Origin of the sequence: Mesorhizobium sp. M0408 (assembly GCF_040321495.1) — a bacterium.
Classification (GTDB): domain Bacteria; phylum Pseudomonadota; class Alphaproteobacteria; order Rhizobiales; family Rhizobiaceae; genus Mesorhizobium.
The window spans coordinates 19,427-34,608 of record NZ_JAMYRO010000021.1 but is presented as its reverse complement, the minus strand read 5'-3'; the positions used below and the strand labels follow the sequence as shown (position 1 = coordinate 34,608).

Genomic DNA, 15,182 nt, shown 5'->3' with positions numbered 1-15,182 from the left:
TTCAGGCACCGCGGCGGTTGTCCAGCGCCAGGGCGCCGGCGCCGGCGAACACCAGATACAGGAAGATGAAACAGAACGATATTGCCGCATCGCCGCCGTTGTTGACCGGGAAGAAGTCGCGCGGCATGTGCGCCATGAAATAGGCGATCGCCATCTCGCCGCTGAGAAGGAATGCCACCGGCCTGGTGAAAAGCCCCAATACCAGCAGGATGCCGCCTCCGAATTCCAGGATGGCCGCGGTCAGCGATAGCCCGCTCATGGTGCCGGCATGGTCGCCGACGGGGAAATTGAACAGTTTCTGGGTGCCGTGCTCAATGAACTGCAGCGCCGTCATGATGCGCAAGGCGGCAAGGGCGAACGGCTGATATCCGGCGAGGCCTTCGAAAAGCTTCATCTACGACTCCATTTTCACCTAGCCCGGCCATAGGTCATCGCCAAAGGCCGGACCATTCACATAGTCCGGCCTGCATTCAACTGTCGGTGAGTGAGTCGTGAGGCGTGCTGCAGCCTTGGGGCCGCACGATGGCGGCCCCGCGATCAGCGCGGCCGTTAATGCCCGGGCGCTGTCAGAGCAAAGTGCGCGCCTTGCGGGTCTGTGCACTGTACGATCCAGCTGCCGCCGGGGACCTCCATCGGACCCATCAGGATCTTGCCGCCATTGTCGGTGACGCGCTTGGCTGCCGCGTCGATGCCGGGCACGTTGAAATAGAACTGCCAGACCGGCGCCGGGATCTGCTCGGGCTTGTTCATCATGCCGCCAACGGGCTCGCCGCCGAAGGCGAAAAGCTGATAGACGCCCATCGGACCCATATCCATGGCGTCGCCCTTCTCCCAGCCGAACTGGCTGGAATAGAAATCGAACGCCGCCTTCCAGTCTGACGTGTAGAGCTCATGCCAGCCGATGTTGCCGGGGGTCGCCAACTGTAGCGGCGGCTGGTCGGGGCCGCTGGGCTGCAGGAAGTTGAACATCGCGCCTTGCGGGTCTGCAACGACGGCGAAGCGGCCGACGCCAGGAATGTCGTCGGGCTCGCGGTGAACCGCGCCACCAGCCTTCTTGAGGGAGGCCGTTGCGGCATCGACATCCCTGGTGAGGATATAACCGACCCAGGCCGGCGGCATGCCCATCTTGCGCGCGTCATCGGGCAGCGTCATCAACCCGCCGACGCCGCGCTCGCCGACATTCATGACGATATAGCGCGGCATGCCCTGGGCCCCTTCGAAAGGCTGCCCCCTCCAGCCCACCACGGAGGTGTAAAACGCCTCGGCGGCGTCGAGATCGGTGGTCATCAGCTCGTACCAGAAGAAGGGCATGGGGGACTGTGGCATTGTCGTGCTCCTTGCGGTTTGTACATCGATCATGCGCGATCCATTCTAGGACGATCTTCACGACGAAAATCCGACAGCGGCCAAAAAAGATGACGGCAAATTGGAAATGTTACCGGGTTGCGCGCCCTGCGGTTTTCGACTTTGCTCTCAGTCAACGAGGGGTTGTTGATCCATGCGCCGGATGTCGCTCACTTCCCTGACCAGAGCGGACCATCACCAGTCTAAGGCCTATCCCGCTGCCCGGAATGGTTGTGGAAGGCGTGGTGCGCAACGCAGTGATCAGATCCAAGCGGCTATGGCTTCACGAGCAATCACCTCTACCGTGCATTCGAGACTGAGCAATAGGAAATGCGAACAGTCGTCTGTCGGCCCGGGGTATTGATCGCAACCAGTGCGAGTTCTCGACTCGGAGGAGGGGCCATCTATAGGAGGTTTGCCTGCCAGAGCCAATCAAGGGGATTGAGCTGCTAGCGCTGACATGGGTCACTCCCAACATGTCGTCATAAGCCGAAATTGCTAGCACTCCGTGGAAGTTGATCTTGAGGGTTCGTTCGGACGTCCCGACGAAGAAGTCGCCTTCGACGGCCAATTCAAAGTAGTTGTCGGATTTCAGACGCCACACCTGGCAGGCAGCCAGCGGTAAATCTTGCACAGGCTCCCACCGCTGAACCGCCTCCTGAACAATGTCCATCACCTTCTCCAATGTTTGAAAGTCGCGCACGATGCTCAAGCGCCTACCGCCCTGATAGCCAATTCTGCGCGCCGCATCCTTGAGGCGCAACGGACGGTGCTCAAAAAACATGAGTGCATCTATCATGTTTTGTTCAGCCCTTTCAGCGGTTTGCACCGAAAATTGACCAATTGATAAAAAAATAAAACGTGCTAGCCTTCCCCAAAACAAGAACATGGGGAACTGACGATGCCAGAAGGCCAGTTCAAGCAAGGCATTGCCGGCGGGCGGCTCTCGCCGGACCAATATGCTGATAACTTCGCCGACCTGCACCCGCCGCTCGATCATCACGAGGCGCTGGTCGAGTCCGACCGCTGCTATTTCTGCTATGATGCGCCGTGCATGAATGCATGCCCGACCTCGATCGACATCCCGCTGTTCATCCGCCAGATTTCGACGGGCAATCCGATCGGCTCAGCCAAGACTATTTTTGATCAGAACATTTTGGGCGGCATGTGCGCCCGCGTCTGCCCGACCGAGACGCTGTGCGAAGAAGTCTGCGTGCGCGAGGTGGCCGAAGGCAAGCCGGTGCAGATCGGTCGCCTTCAGCGCTACGCCACCGATGTCGCCATGGCCGAAAACAAGCAGTTCTACGAGCGCCCCGAACCGACCGGCAAGACGGTCGCCGTGGTCGGCGCCGGACCGGCGGGGCTTGCCGCCGCGCATCGGCTCTCCCGCTACGGCCACGACGTGACCATCCTGGAAGCTCGGCCAAAGCCCGGCGGCCTCAATGAATACGGTATCGCCGCCTATAAGAGCGTCGACAATTTCGCCCAGGCTGAAGTCGACTATGTCACGTCGATCGGCGGCATCGACATCCAGAACGGCAAGGCGCTCGGCCGTGATTACCAGCTGTCGGATCTGACCAGGAATTACGATGCGGTGTTCCTCGGCATGGGGCTTGCCGGCGTCAATGCCTTGCGAGCGGATGGCGAGGAGGCGCCGGGCGTCAGCAATGCTGTCGAGTTCATTGCCGAGCTTCGCCAGGCCAGTGATCTGGCCAGCCTGCCGGTCGGCCGGCGTGTTGTCGTCATCGGCGGCGGCATGACGGCGATCGACGCGGCGGTGCAATCGAAGCTGCTCGGAGCCGAAGAGGTAACGATCTGCTATCGGCGCGGCCCGGAGCACATGAACGCCTCCGAATTCGAGCAGGATCTGGCTGCCGCCAACGGCGTCATCATCCGGCACTGGTTGCAGCCGAAGCGGGTCATTGCCGACGGCGGCAAGGTGTCGGCGATCGAGCTCGAATACACCGCGATGGACGGCGACCGGCTCGTCGGCACCGGCGAGCGGCTGACGCTCGTCGCCGACCAGGTGTTCAAGGCGATCGGCCAGAGTTTTGTCCCGGCTGCGCTCAACGGCAGCGGGGCTTTGCTTGACCTGGAAGCCGGCCGCATCAAGGTCGACGCCGAAGGCCGCACCTCGCTGCCAAACGTCTGGGCCGGCGGCGACTGCATCTTTGGCGGCGACGACCTGACAGTCTCGGCCGTCGCACAAGGCCGCGACGCGGCGGAAAGCATTCATCGGGCACTGACCTCGAACGGGAGGGCATGAGCATGGCAGACATCCGCAACAATTTCGTCGGCATCAAATCGCCGAACCCGTTCTGGCTAGCCTCGGCGCCGCCGACCGACAAGGCCTATAACGTCATCCGCGCCTTCAAGGCTGGCTGGGGCGGCGTTGTCTGGAAGACGCTCGGCGAAGAAGGGCCGCCGGTGGTCAACGTCAACGGGCCGCGCTACGGCGCCATCTGGGGCGCCGATCGTCGCCTGCTTGGCCTGAACAATATCGAGCTGATCACCGACCGTGACCTGCAGGTCAATCTGCGCGAGATCAAGCAGGTCAAGATGGACTGGCCCGACCGGGCGATCGTCGTCTCGCTGATGGTGCCGTGCGAGGAGCATGCCTGGAAGGCGATCCTGCCGGTGGTCGAGGAGACCGGCGCTGACGGCATCGAGCTCAATTTCGGCTGCCCGCACGGCATGTCGGAACGCGGCATGGGTGCGGCGGTCGGCCAGGTGCCGGAATACATCGAAATGGTGGTGCGCTGGTGCAAGGCCAATACGCGCATGCCTGTCATCACCAAGCTGACGCCCAACATCACCGACATACGCAAGCCGGCACGCGCTGCCCTTGCCGGCGGCACCGACGCGGTGTCGCTGATCAACACCATCAATTCGATCACCGGCGTCAATCTCGATAGTTTCGCACCGGAGCCGACGATCGACGGCAAGGGTTCGCATGGCGGCTATTGCGGCCCGGCGGTGAAGCCGATCGCCATGAACATGGTGGCCGAGATCGCGCGCGACCCGGAAACGAAGGGCCTGCCGATCTCCGGTATCGGCGGCATTACCACCTGGCGTGACGCCGCCGAATTCATGGCGCTTGGCGCCGGCAATGTGCAGGTGTGCACGGCGGCGATGACCTTTGGCTTCAAGATCGTGCAGGAGATGATCGCCGGCCTGGAAAACTGGATGGACGAGAAGGGCCATGCCACGCTCGACGACATCGTCGGCCGTGCCACGCCCAACGTCACCGACTGGCAGTATCTCAACCTCAACTACGTCGCCAAGGCGCATATCGACCAGGATGCCTGCATCAAATGCGGCCGCTGCCACATTGCCTGCGAGGACACTTCGCACCAGGCGATCACCGCAATCGTCGATGGCGTCAGGCATTTCGAGGTGATCGAGGCCGAATGCGTCGGCTGCAATCTCTGCGTCAATGTCTGTCCGGTCGAGAACTGCATCACCATGGAGCCACTGGCGGTTGGCGCGATCGACGAGCGCACTGGTAGGCCAGTGTCGCCGATCTATGCCAACTGGACGACGCATCCGAACAATCCGATGGCCAAGGTGGCGGCGGAATAGCATTGCGAAAAAAAAGCGGCGTTCATGGCGCCGCTTTTTGACTTTCCTATTGCGGATAAAAGTTATCCACGATAATCTATATCCATGAACAGGAGAGCGAAATGAAGCTGGGCGAAGGCGTCGAAGCGGCCATCCACTGCGCCGCGATGCTCGCCGGCGTTGATGGCGCCGCGACCTTGCCAGGTGCTGCCATGGCCGAGGCGTTCGGGCTGTCGCCGAGCTATCTGCTTAAGCATCTCAACGCGCTGACTGCGTCCGGCATTCTGGAATCAGTGCCGGGGCCGTCCGGCGGCTATCGGCTAGCACGGCCGGCCGAGCGCATTACGCTGCTCGATATCGTGCTCGCTGTCGAAGGGCGCGAACCTGCCTTTCGCTGCGGCGAGATCCGCCGCAACGGTCCCGTCAAGCTCGATGCATCGGCCTACGTCAAACTATGCGGCATCAATGCCGCGATGCTGAAGGCCGAGCGCGCCTATCGTGCCGCACTTGCCGAAACCAAGCTGTCCGACATCGTGGCCACTTACGCGGCAGAAGGCGATCCGAGATCGATTGCTGCCAGTTGCGCCTTTGTGGCGCGCCATCAGCGGCCGCAGAAATCCAGTTCAACCAAGCAAGCATGAAAGGAAAGACGATGAAACAGCGGATGCAATTTTTCGCCAAGGCGCCGGAGATCATGAAGGCGGTGTCGGCACTCAACAAGGCGGTCGACGAATGCGGGCTCGAGGCGAGCCTGCTGCATCTGATCAAGCTCAGGGCATCGCAGATCAATGGTTGCTCCTATTGCGTCGAGATGCACAGCCGTGAGGCTAGGCGCGATGGCGAGACTGAGCAGAGGCTTTATCTCGTCTCGGCCTGGAAGGAATCGCCGCTATTTTCGGCACGCGAACGCGCCGCCTTTGCCTGGACGGATGCGGTGACGAAGATCGCCGAAAGCGGTGTTTCGGACGAACTCTATGTGCAGACGCTCGAGCATTTCTCGGAAGAGGAACTGGTCAAGCTGTCGGTCGCGCTCGGCATGATCAACACCTGGAACCGGCTTTGCATCCCGTTCCACGCCCTTCATCCGATGCCGGCAGCCAAGGCCGCCTGATCGACGAGACGGGCGCGCGAGCTGCGCGCCCGTTTTCAGTTGGAGATCAAGAACATGTTTGCAAACTTTGAGAACGAGATTCTATTTGCCGCCCGTCTGCTGCTTGGTGGCGCCTTCGTCTTTGCCGGCCTGCGCAACATCCAGAACCGGGCTTTCGTGACCCAATTGATGGCGACGCGCGGCGTGCCGCAGGCGCGGCTGGCGCTGTGGGCCGGCATCGTCCTGCAGATCGGCGCCGGCGCGTTGGTGTTGACGGGTTTGTGGACTGCTGTCGCGGCGGCGGCGCTAATCCTGTTCCTCATTGCCGCGACGCCGATGTTCCACAATTTCTGGGACCATCAGGGGCCGGAACGCGCAGCCCGAATCAATGGGTTTGTCGCCAATGTCGCGCTGACCGGCGGGTTTCTCTCGCTGATGGGGCAGGCGGCATAGCAGCGACCGTCCCGAAACGGTGGACGCATCACCGCTTACGCCGCAAAGCGCAGGCCGCCGTCGCAGGTCAGCACCTGGCCGGTCATGAACCCGTTGGAGACGAGGAATGCGATCGCGCTGGCGACGTCCTCGGCGCGGCCGATGCGGCCGACCGGCGTCTTGCCGGCATACTCGGCAAACACCGTATGGCGCTGTTCATCGGGCAGGAAATCCCACCACGGCGTGTCGATGACGCCCGGCGCCACGACATTGACGCGTAACGGCTTCAGCTCCATCGCCAGGATCGGCACCACGGTCAGCAGCATGCCGTTGACGGCGGCGATGCCGGCGATACCCGGCGCTGACAATTGCGCCGACACCGCCGAGATGAAAGTCACCGAGCCGCTCTTGTTCAGCGTCGGCAAGGCGGCCTGCAGGCAGGAGAGCTGTGGCCGGACCTTCTCGTCGACGCCGCCGCCGATGTCGGTCAGGTCAAGCGTTTCGAACGGGCCGAGCCCCTTGCCGCCGCTGGCGGCCAGCACCAGGTGATCGAAAGGGCCGAGTTCGCTGAAGAACCGGCGAACCTCGTCCGGCTTCGCGGCGTCGAAGGCAGCTTTTTCGACCGCGCTGCCAAGGCTTTGCCATGCATTGTCGAGCCTTTCCTGGCTGCGCCCGGTGATCGTCACCTTCATCCCCGGGCCGAGCAGCTTTTTCGCGGTGGCGAGGCCGATGCCGGAGGAGCCGCCGACGACCACGGCGTGCTGCGTTTTCTCGATCATGAATTTTCTTTCTTCGATGTGGCGGAAGCGGGTGCGAGCCCGACAAGACCGAGGCTCAATTCACGCAACTGCTGCCTCGCCTTCGCGTCATAGGCTTGCGCATCGGCGCGGGATTCCCTTTGGCCGTCGAAATAGAGGCCGCTTCGCCCTTCCAGCGTGGGCGATGTGGCGAGATTGATGATGGCTTCGGCGCCGGTTTCGACCGAGCTCCACGGCGTGATGCCCGCCTGCCGCACCATCGTGGTGTTCATGTAGCTTGCCGGATGCAGGCTGTTGACGGTGACGCCGGTGCCGTTCAGCTGCTCCGCCAGATCGATGGTAAACATGATCTGCGCCAGCTTGCTCTGGCAGTAGGCACGAACGCCGTCGTAGGAGCGGGTCAGCATGACATCCCTGAAGTCGATCGCCCGTTGCCCGGCCGAGGCGACATTGATGATGCGCGCCGGCGCGCTGGCCTTGAGCAGCGGCAGCAGCTCCGTGGTGAGCAGGAAGCCGGCGAGATAATTGACGGCAAAGCGCAGCTCGTAGCCGTCGGCGCTGACCTGCCGTTTCGCGTTGGGGCCGGCTGTGCCGACGCCGGCATTGTTGATGAGGATATCGAGCCGGTCAGTCCTGGCGCGCACGGCTTCGGCGAGGCGGCGGACCTCGGCCAGGGAGGAGAGATCGGCGACAAGCAGCTCGGCCTTGCCGCCGGCGGCTTCGATCTCGGTCACGATCGCCTTGCCCCTTGTCGCGTCGCGGCCATGCACCAGGATGCGGGCGCCGCCGGCGCCGAGCCGTTGCGCGACAACGCGGCCGACGCCGTCGGTCGAGCCGGTAATCAGGATCGTCTTGTCTTTCAGTTCCATGTTCAGAGCCTCCATGTCATCGCTCTGAGCAGAAAGATGGGGCACCAGACGCATGCCAAACAGTTCAAACTTTATCCTGGTATCGGTACTGCTATAATAGCGCCGATGGATTCCACCACGCACTCCGCCGAAGGCAGCCGTCGCCGCGAGCTTGGCGCATTTCTGCGCTCGCGGCGCGAAAGGCTGACGCCTTCGGCCACCGGCATCTCGACCGGCTTGCGCCGGCGCACGCCCGGGCTGCGGCGCGAGGAGGTGGCGATGATCGCCGGCGTCGGCACGACCTGGTACACCTGGCTGGAGCAGGGGCGCGACGTCAGGCCATCGGTGGAGGTGCTGACGGCGCTCAGTCAGGCGTTGCGTCTGGATGCGGCCGAGCAACGGCATCTGTTCATCCTTGCCGGCCGTCCGCAGCCGGAGCGTCGCGTCGACGCCCCGGAAAGGGTCGACGGTCCCTTGCTGCACATGCTGCAAAGCCTGGTCCTGCAGCCGGCCTATGTCGTTGGGCGTCGCTGGGACGTGCTGGCCTGGAACTCTGCCGCGGCAGCCGTATTCGGCGACTATGGCCTGCTGGAGGGCGATGCCCGCAACATCGTCCATATGGTTTTCACCAGCCCGCAGCATCGGCGCCTGCTCGTTGACTGGGAGGAACTGGCGCGTGCCGTGCTGGCGTCATTCCGGGCAGAAAGCGCCAGATATGTCGGCGACCCGGATTTCGAGCGGCTGATCGCGCTGATGACACGTTCAAGCCCGGAGTTTCGGGCATGGTGGCCGCTGCGCGATGTGGCCCGCAACCTGTCGGGTGTGAAGCATGTCAGGCATCCGACGGCAGGCGCCATGGCGTTCGAGCATATGAGCCTGTCGATCGACGACGGCTCGGACATGAAGCTGATCGTCTACACGCCGCTCGCCGAGCAGAACTCGATCGCCAAGCTCGAACAGCTGCTGGAGACGCTTCCGGCCGAGCGGCGCAGCGCGTGAACCCAGCTTCGTCATCCCAGGGCGTAGCAGCCGCGAAGCGGCGTCGCGGAGACCCTGGGATCCATGCCGTGACATCTGCCGAAGAATGCAGCGGAGCAGAATACTGCACTGCAGCAACGCTCTGAGGTCACGGCATGGATCCTGGGGTCTGCGCTGCGTCGCTCCGCTCCTTGCTGCGCCCCAGGATGACGAAGCAATGGGGGAGGTTTGCGACAGCCGAGCTGCCTCAGCCCTTCGGCTTCAGCCCGTCGATGAACAGTTGCTCGAGAAATCTTGCGGCGTCCTCGAAGCGGCCGTCGCCGCCGCGATCGGGGCCGAGCACGGCGCGGACCTGCACGTCGAAATCGGCATAATGCTGCGTTGTCGCCCAGATCGAAAAGATCAGGTGCCAGGGGTCGGTGCGGGCGATCTTGCCGGCGCGCATCCAGCCCTTGATAACGTTGGCTTTCTCGTCGACCAGCGTCTTCAACTCGCCTTCCAGCATCGGCATGATGCGCGGCGCGCCCTGCAGGATCTCGTTGGCGAACAGCCGGCTCTCGCGCGGGAAATCGCGCGCCATTTCGAGCTTGCGCCTGATGTAGCTGCGCAGTTCGGTCAAGGGATCGCCGATATCGTCGAGTTCGCGCAGCGGCGCCAGCCAGGTGTCGAGAAGCCGCTGCATCAGCGTCTCGTGGATGTCCTCCTTACGGCGGAAATAATAGAGCAGGTTCGGCTTCGACATGCCGGCGGCTTCGGCGATCTGGTCGATGGTCGAGCCGCGAAAACCGTTGGTCGAGAAGACTTCGAGCGCCGCCTCCAGGATGAGCTCGCGCTTTTCCAGCTGAATGCGGGTGCGGCGAGGAGCGGAGCTTTCGACCGCCCCCGTCACCCCGCAAAACCTTCGCTGGGAGGAGTGTCTGGACCAATTCTCTGGACCAGTTTTTCCTCGCCCTGTGGAGCGCACTTCGAAAGCCGCATTTCCGCTAGTAATCCCTTGACCGCTGATAAGGCGGTGCTAACGTTTGTCCAACCGGTCAAAAATTTGCGTAGCACGAAAACGTCGCGAAGACCAAGCGTTGGAAAGACCAAGCGTTAGCCGCACCGAAACAGGTTACAAGGGGAAGTCTTGGTCATGTCCAACCGGCTGAAAGTCACGCCGAACGATCTCAGCGCATTCTGGATGCCGTTCACGGCAAACCGGCAGTTCAAGCAGGCGCCGCGCATGATGGTGTCGGCCAAGGACATGCACTACACGACCAGCGACGGGCGCAAGGTGCTCGACGGCACCGCCGGCCTGTGGTGCGTCAATGCCGGCCACTGCCGCCCGAAGATCACCGAGGCGATCCAGAGCCAGGCGGCAGAGCTCGACTACGCACCCGCGTTCCAGATGGGCCATCCGATCGTGTTCGAGCTGGCGAACCGGCTGGTCGACATCGCGCCGAAGGGCATGGACCATGTGTTCTTCACCAATTCCGGCTCGGAATCGGTCGAGACGGCGCTGAAGATGGCAATCGCTTATCACCGCGTAAAAGGCGAGGGCTCGCGCACCCGTCTGATCGGCCGCGAGCGCGGCTATCACGGCGTCAATTTCGGCGGCATCTCGGTCGGCGGCATCGTCACCAACCGCAAGATGTTCGGCACGCTGCTCGGCGGCGTCGATCACATGCCGCACACGCATCTGCCGGAAAAGAACTCTTTCACCAAGGGCGTGCCGGAGCATGGCGCGGAACTGGCCAACGAGCTGGAGCGCATCGTCGCACTGCACGACGCCTCGACCATTGCCGCCGTCATCGTCGAGCCGGTGGCCGGTTCCACCGGCGTCATCCTGCCGCCGAAGGGCTATCTCGAGAGGCTGCGCGAGATCTGCACCAAGCACGGCATCTTGCTGATCTTCGACGAAGTCATCACCGGTTTCGGCCGTCTCGGCACGCCGTTCGCCGCCGACTATTTCGGTGTCACGCCGGATATCATGACCACCGCCAAAGGCGTCTCCAACGGCGTCATCCCGATGGGCGCGGTGTTCGTGAAGAAGGAAATCCACGACGCCTTCATGACCGGGCCCGAGCACATGATCGAGTTCTTCCACGGCTACACCTATTCGGGCAATCCGATCGCCTGCGCGGCGGCGTTGGGCACGCTCGACACCTACAAGGAAGAGGGGCTGCTGACGCGCGGCGAGGAACTGGCGCCGTACTGGGAGGACGCGCTGCACTCGCTGAAGGGCGAGCCGAACGTCATCGACATCCGCAACATCGGCCTGATCGGCGCGATCGAGCTGGCGCCGATCGCCGGCCAGCCGACGAAGCGGGCCTTCTCGGCTTTCGTCAAGGCGTTCGAGCGCGGTGCATTGATCCGCACCACCGGCGACATCATCGCGCTATCGCCGCCGCTGATCATCACCAAGGGTCAGATCAACGAATTGATCGACCATGTGCGCGAAGTGCTGAGGGCTGTGGATTGACGAATGTGCCGCAGCTTTCCCTCCCCCTCGAGGGGAGGGTGGCCGCGAAGCGGCCGGGTGGGGTCGGCGCGGCAACGCGCCAGCCTGACCTTCGGCCGCATAGGTGCCTGTGATGCCCCGGACCCGCGTGAGCTTCGAAATGCGCCAGAAGGCGCGCGCGCTTCGAGTTCATGCGACCAAAGGCGAATCGCTGCTTTGGTATGAACTGCGCGAATTGAAATCGGCCGGGATGAAATTCCGCCGCCAGTGTCCGATCGGGCCTTATATCGTCGACTTTGCTTGCCTTGCGGTAAAGCTGGTCGTTGAAGTCGATGGTGATCTGCACGAACAGGAGAAGGGCAAACGGCACGACGCCGTCCGTGATGCCTATCTGCGATCGCTCGGGTTCGATATCTTTCGCGTCGATGAGCCCGATGTCATAAACAGCGCCTGGCATGTCGCACAAGTGGTCAAGGATAAGGTCGCGCGCATGTCAGCCGACCCCACCCGACCGCTTCGCGGCCACCCTCCCCTCAAGGGGGAGGGGGACGCTGGCGTGCCGCAACCAATGAGGTTTTAGAATATGGCCGCCCCCGGCGAGAATTTGCGAATCAATTCAGACCGTTTGTGGGATTCGATAATGGAGATGGCGAAGATCGGCCCCGGCATTGCCGGCGGCAACAATCGCCAGACCGTTACCGACGAGGACGGCGAAGGGCGGCATCTGTTCAAGCGCTGGTGCGATGAGGCGGGGCTCGAAATGGGCGTCGACGAGATGGGCACGATGTTTGCCCGTCGCGAAGGCACCGATGCCAGCCTGCCGCCGGTCTATGTCGGCAGCCATCTCGACACCCAGCCGACCGGCGGCAAGTATGATGGTGTGCTCGGCGTGCTCGGCGGGCTGGAGGTCGTGCGCTCGCTCAACGATCTCGGCATCAAGACAAAGCATCCGATCGTCGTCACCAACTGGACCAACGAGGAAGGCGCCCGCTTTGCGCCGGCGATGATGGCGTCCGGGGTATTCGCCGGCGTGCTCGATCAGGCCGACGTCTATTCGCATGTCGACAAGGATGGCAAGAAATTCGGCGAGGAGCTCGAACGGATCGGCTGGAAGGGCACCGAGAAAGTCGGCGAGCGCAAGATCCACGCCTTCTTCGAATTGCATATCGAGCAAGGCCCGATCCTCGAGGACGAGGGCATCGACATTGGTGTCGTCACCCATGGCCAGGGACTGAAATGGCTGCAGGTGACGTTGACCGGCAAGGAGGCGCATACCGGCTCGACGCCGATGCCGAAGCGGCGCAATGCCGGGCTCGGCATGGCGCGGGTGATCGAATTGGTGCACGAGATCGCCATGGACTACCAACCCGACGCCGTCGGTGCGGTCGGCCATATGGAGGTCTATCCGAATTCGCGCAACATCATCGCCGGCCGCACCGTCTTCACCATCGACATCCGCTCGCCGGAAAAGGAGGTGCTGGACGCCATGGACGGCCGCATCCGCGAAGGCATCGACACGATCTGCGACGCGCTCGACATCAAATATCAAATCGATCAGGTCGGCCATTTCGATCCGGTCACTTTCGACGCGGGCTGCGTCAAGGCTGTGCGGGATGCGGCGGAGCGCCTGGGATATACGCATCGCAACATCGTCTCCGGCGCCGGCCATGACGCCTGCTGGATCAACCGCGTCGCGCCGACGGCGATGGTGATGTGCCCGTGCGTCGACGGGCTCAGCCACAACGAGGCCGAGGAAATCACCAAGGAATGGGCAGCGGCCGGCGCCGACGTGCTGTTCCATGCGGTGGTCGACACGGCGATGATTTCCAATGATGGGATAGCCTCGCAACGCCGCTCACAAGAAGCGCGAAGAGAATAAGGGAACAAGAAAATGTCCAAAGTCATCAAGAATGGGACCATCGTCACCGCCGACCGCACGTGGAAGGCCGACGTGCTGTTCAAGCACGGCAAGATCATCGGCATCGGGTCGGATTTGCATGGTGACCATGAGTTCGACGCCAGCGGCTGCTATGTGATGCCGGGCGGCATCGACCCGCATACCCATCTCGAAATGCCGTTCATGGGCACCTATTCGGCCGACGATTTCGAGAGTGGCACGCGCGCGGCACTTGCCGGCGGCACGACGATGGTCGTCGATTTCTGTCTGCCGGCGCCGCAGCAATCGCTGCTCGAGGCCCTGCAGATGTGGGACAACAAGACCTCGAAGGCGTCCTGCGACTATTCCTTCCACATGGCGATCACCTGGTGGGGCAAGCAGGTGTTCGACGAGATGGCCACCGTCGTCGACAGGGGCATTACCTCGTTCAAGCATTTCATGGCCTACAAGGGCGCGCTGATGGTCGATGACGATGAGCTGTATTCGTCGTTCCAGCGCTGTGCCGATCTTGGCGCGCTGCCGCTGGTTCATGCCGAGAATGGCGACGTGGTGGCGGCGCTGTCGCAGAAGCTGCTGGCGGCGGGCAATAGTGGCCCCGAAGGACACGCCTATTCGCGTCCGCCGGAAGTGGAAGGCGAGGCGACCAACCGCGCCATCATGATCGCCGACATGGCCGGCGTGCCGCTCTATGTCGTGCATGTATCCTGCGAGCAGGCGCACGAGGCCATCCGCCGGGCGCGCCAGAAAGGCATGCGGGTATTCGGCGAGCCGCTGATCCAGCACCTGACACTGGACGAGAGCGAGTATTTCAACAAGGACTGGGACCATGCGGCGCGGCGTGTCATGAGCCCGCCCTTCCGCAACAAATGGCACCAGGATTCGCTGTGGGCCGGCCTGCAGGCCGGGTCGCTGCAAGTGGTGGCGACCGACCATTGTGCCTTCACCACCAAACAAAAGCGCAACGGCGTCGGCGACTTCACCAAGATCCCGAACGGCACGGGCGGGCTCGAGGATCGTTTGCCGGTGCTGTGGACGACCGGCGTCAACACTGGCCGGCTGACGATGAACGAGTTCGTCGCGGTGACCTCGACCAACATCGCCAAGATCCTCAACATGTACCCGAAGAAGGGCGCCGTCGTCGAAGGCGCGGATGCCGACATCGTCGTCTGGGATCCGAAGCGCAAGAAGAAGATCACGGCCAAGAAGCAGCAGTCGGTGATCGACTACAATGTCTTCGAAGGTTTTGAGGTAACCGGCCTGCCGCGCTTCGTCTTCTCGCGCGGCGAACTGTCGATCGAGGAAAACGAGGTCAAGGCGAAGCCCGGCCATGGCGAGTTCGTCGCTCGCGAGCCGAACGCGGCGGTCAACCGGGCGCTGTCGACGTGGAAGGAAATTTCCGCGCCGCGCAAGGTAGAACGGACGGGCATCCCGGCGACGGGCGTTTGAGCTTGGCGAGCCACGGAGCGATTATCTCAATGGCCGCGGTGATCCTTGCCGCGGGGCCGGCGGCGGCTGACGTCCTTGCCGGCTCCTTTGGCAATGAGGTCGGTTGCGCTGGTGTACGGCTCGGTTATCAGGACAGCGACGATTATGTCGTGCTGACCGCCGATGGCGTCGAAACCTATGGCAGCGGCTGCCAGTTCGCACAGCGACTGACGACGGCGCCTGGCACCCTGTTGTTGAGCTCCACCTGTTTCGCCGAGGGCGAGGAGGGCACGACCACGGATGTCGTCAAGGTCATCAACAGAGGAGGGGACGGTTTCTTCGTGACCATTCCCGGCCTTGAGGAGATAGGGCCGCTGAAATCATGTTCGTGACGGTGCCGATGACGACC

The 15,182-nt window shown here is 62.7% G+C and carries 17 protein-coding genes; 11 read left to right on the top strand and 6 right to left on the bottom strand.

Going from position 1 to position 15,182, the window contains the following annotated elements:
- Position 1 precedes the first annotated feature (1 nt).
- The 3 genes from NKI67_RS23380 to NKI67_RS23370 all read right to left on the bottom strand — a co-directional run bounded on the left by NKI67_RS23380 (position 2) and on the right by NKI67_RS23370 (position 2,269).
- Positions 2-394, bottom strand: a complete 393-nt coding sequence (locus NKI67_RS23380) for a DoxX family protein (RefSeq protein ID WP_023675853.1) — start codon at positions 392-394, stop codon at positions 2-4.
- A gap of 155 nt (positions 395-549) precedes the next feature.
- A complete protein-coding gene (locus NKI67_RS23375) occupies positions 550-1,326 on the bottom strand; it encodes a VOC family protein (RefSeq protein WP_352647022.1) in 777 nt (258 codons plus the stop codon).
- Positions 1,327-1,627: 301 nt separating this feature from the next.
- Positions 1,628-2,269, bottom strand: coding sequence for a hypothetical protein (locus NKI67_RS23370; RefSeq protein WP_352647020.1), 642 nt, complete (start codon positions 2,267-2,269; stop codon positions 1,628-1,630).
- Between NKI67_RS23370 and NKI67_RS23365 the strand changes: the two genes are divergently transcribed.
- The 5 genes from NKI67_RS23365 (at position 2,246) to NKI67_RS23345 (ending at position 6,448) form a co-directional block, all read left to right on the top strand.
- Positions 2,246-3,610, top strand: a complete 1,365-nt coding sequence (locus tag NKI67_RS23365; RefSeq protein ID WP_352647018.1) for an NAD(P)-dependent oxidoreductase — start codon at positions 2,246-2,248, stop codon at positions 3,608-3,610. The genes NKI67_RS23370 and NKI67_RS23365 overlap by 24 nt on opposite strands.
- A gap of 2 nt (positions 3,611-3,612) precedes the next feature.
- Entirely contained in the window at positions 3,613-4,926 is a 1,314-nt protein-coding gene (preA, locus tag NKI67_RS23360) for an NAD-dependent dihydropyrimidine dehydrogenase subunit PreA (protein WP_023675858.1), read from the top strand.
- A gap of 101 nt (positions 4,927-5,027) precedes the next feature.
- The gene (locus NKI67_RS23355; RefSeq protein ID WP_023675859.1) at positions 5,028-5,546 is read left to right on the top strand and encodes an RrF2 family transcriptional regulator; all 519 of its coding nucleotides are present in this window, start codon (positions 5,028-5,030) and stop codon (positions 5,544-5,546) included.
- An 11-nt stretch (positions 5,547-5,557) separates the two neighbouring features.
- Positions 5,558-6,016, top strand: a complete 459-nt coding sequence (locus NKI67_RS23350) for a carboxymuconolactone decarboxylase family protein (protein ID WP_023675860.1) — start codon at positions 5,558-5,560, stop codon at positions 6,014-6,016.
- Between the two features lie 54 nt (positions 6,017-6,070).
- A complete protein-coding gene (locus NKI67_RS23345) occupies positions 6,071-6,448 on the top strand; it encodes a DoxX family protein (protein ID WP_023675861.1) in 378 nt (125 codons plus the stop codon).
- Positions 6,449-6,483: 35 nt separating this feature from the next.
- Here NKI67_RS23345 and NKI67_RS23340 read toward each other — a convergent pair whose 3' ends face one another.
- Positions 6,484-7,206: an SDR family oxidoreductase gene (locus NKI67_RS23340; protein WP_352647017.1), complete on the bottom strand. Its 723-nt coding sequence runs from the start codon at positions 7,204-7,206 to the stop codon at positions 6,484-6,486.
- Positions 7,203-8,054 (bottom strand): SDR family NAD(P)-dependent oxidoreductase, encoded by an 852-nt coding sequence (locus NKI67_RS23335; protein WP_352647015.1) that lies wholly within the window; start codon positions 8,052-8,054, stop codon positions 7,203-7,205. Before NKI67_RS23335 ends, NKI67_RS23340 begins: the two co-directional genes overlap by 4 nt.
- Positions 8,055-8,159: 105 nt before the next feature.
- Between NKI67_RS23335 and NKI67_RS23330 the strand changes: the two genes are divergently transcribed.
- Positions 8,160-9,032 carry a helix-turn-helix transcriptional regulator gene (locus NKI67_RS23330; protein ID WP_352637266.1) on the top strand — a complete coding sequence of 291 codons (873 nt, stop codon included), beginning with the start codon at positions 8,160-8,162 and terminating at the stop codon, positions 9,030-9,032.
- Positions 9,033-9,258: 226 nt separating this feature from the next.
- On the opposite strand, the gene NKI67_RS23325 is transcribed toward NKI67_RS23330, so the two are convergent.
- Entirely contained in the window at positions 9,259-9,900 is a 642-nt protein-coding gene (locus NKI67_RS23325; protein ID WP_254819042.1) for a TetR family transcriptional regulator C-terminal domain-containing protein, read from the bottom strand.
- Positions 9,901-10,143: 243 nt separating this feature from the next.
- Between NKI67_RS23325 and aptA the strand changes: the two genes are divergently transcribed.
- From aptA to NKI67_RS23300, 5 genes are all read left to right on the top strand, one after another.
- Positions 10,144-11,472, top strand: coding sequence for an omega-aminotransferase AptA (gene aptA, locus NKI67_RS23320; RefSeq protein ID WP_352453401.1), 1,329 nt, complete (start codon positions 10,144-10,146; stop codon positions 11,470-11,472).
- A gap of 139 nt (positions 11,473-11,611) precedes the next feature.
- Entirely contained in the window at positions 11,612-12,031 is a 420-nt protein-coding gene (locus tag NKI67_RS23315; protein WP_352647013.1) for an endonuclease domain-containing protein, read from the top strand.
- A gap of 3 nt (positions 12,032-12,034) precedes the next feature.
- Positions 12,035-13,330 carry a Zn-dependent hydrolase gene (locus tag NKI67_RS23310; RefSeq protein ID WP_352647010.1) on the top strand — a complete coding sequence of 432 codons (1,296 nt, stop codon included), beginning with the start codon at positions 12,035-12,037 and terminating at the stop codon, positions 13,328-13,330.
- A gap of 12 nt (positions 13,331-13,342) precedes the next feature.
- Positions 13,343-14,794 carry a dihydropyrimidinase gene (gene hydA / locus NKI67_RS23305; protein WP_352647007.1) on the top strand — a complete coding sequence of 484 codons (1,452 nt, stop codon included), beginning with the start codon at positions 13,343-13,345 and terminating at the stop codon, positions 14,792-14,794.
- Between the two features lie 29 nt (positions 14,795-14,823).
- A complete protein-coding gene (locus tag NKI67_RS23300) occupies positions 14,824-15,165 on the top strand; it encodes a hypothetical protein (RefSeq protein ID WP_031211553.1) in 342 nt (113 codons plus the stop codon).
- Positions 15,166-15,182: the final 17 nt, after the last annotated feature.

Coding starts and splice junctions, on each gene's coding strand:
- NKI67_RS23340 (WP_352647017.1), bottom strand. CDS start 7,206: ATGATCGAGAAAACGCAGCACGCCGTGGTCGTCGGCGGCTCCTCCGGC.
- preA (WP_023675858.1), top strand. CDS start 3,613: ATGGCAGACATCCGCAACAATTTCGTCGGCATCAAATCGCCGAACCCG.
- NKI67_RS23335 (WP_352647015.1), bottom strand. CDS start 8,054: ATGGAACTGAAAGACAAGACGATCCTGATTACCGGCTCGACCGACGGC.
- NKI67_RS23380 (WP_023675853.1), bottom strand. CDS start 394: ATGAAGCTTTTCGAAGGCCTCGCCGGATATCAGCCGTTCGCCCTTGCC.
- NKI67_RS23330 (WP_352637266.1), top strand. CDS start 8,160: ATGGATTCCACCACGCACTCCGCCGAAGGCAGCCGTCGCCGCGAGCTT.
- NKI67_RS23300 (WP_031211553.1), top strand. CDS start 14,824: ATGGCCGCGGTGATCCTTGCCGCGGGGCCGGCGGCGGCTGACGTCCTT.
- NKI67_RS23365 (WP_352647018.1), top strand. CDS start 2,246: ATGCCAGAAGGCCAGTTCAAGCAAGGCATTGCCGGCGGGCGGCTCTCG.
- NKI67_RS23310 (WP_352647010.1), top strand. CDS start 12,035: ATGGCCGCCCCCGGCGAGAATTTGCGAATCAATTCAGACCGTTTGTGG.
- NKI67_RS23350 (WP_023675860.1), top strand. CDS start 5,558: ATGAAACAGCGGATGCAATTTTTCGCCAAGGCGCCGGAGATCATGAAG.
- hydA (WP_352647007.1), top strand. CDS start 13,343: ATGTCCAAAGTCATCAAGAATGGGACCATCGTCACCGCCGACCGCACG.
- NKI67_RS23375 (WP_352647022.1), bottom strand. CDS start 1,326: ATGCCACAGTCCCCCATGCCCTTCTTCTGGTACGAGCTGATGACCACC.
- NKI67_RS23315 (WP_352647013.1), top strand. CDS start 11,612: ATGCGCCAGAAGGCGCGCGCGCTTCGAGTTCATGCGACCAAAGGCGAA.
- NKI67_RS23345 (WP_023675861.1), top strand. CDS start 6,071: ATGTTTGCAAACTTTGAGAACGAGATTCTATTTGCCGCCCGTCTGCTG.
- NKI67_RS23355 (WP_023675859.1), top strand. CDS start 5,028: ATGAAGCTGGGCGAAGGCGTCGAAGCGGCCATCCACTGCGCCGCGATG.
- aptA (WP_352453401.1), top strand. CDS start 10,144: ATGTCCAACCGGCTGAAAGTCACGCCGAACGATCTCAGCGCATTCTGG.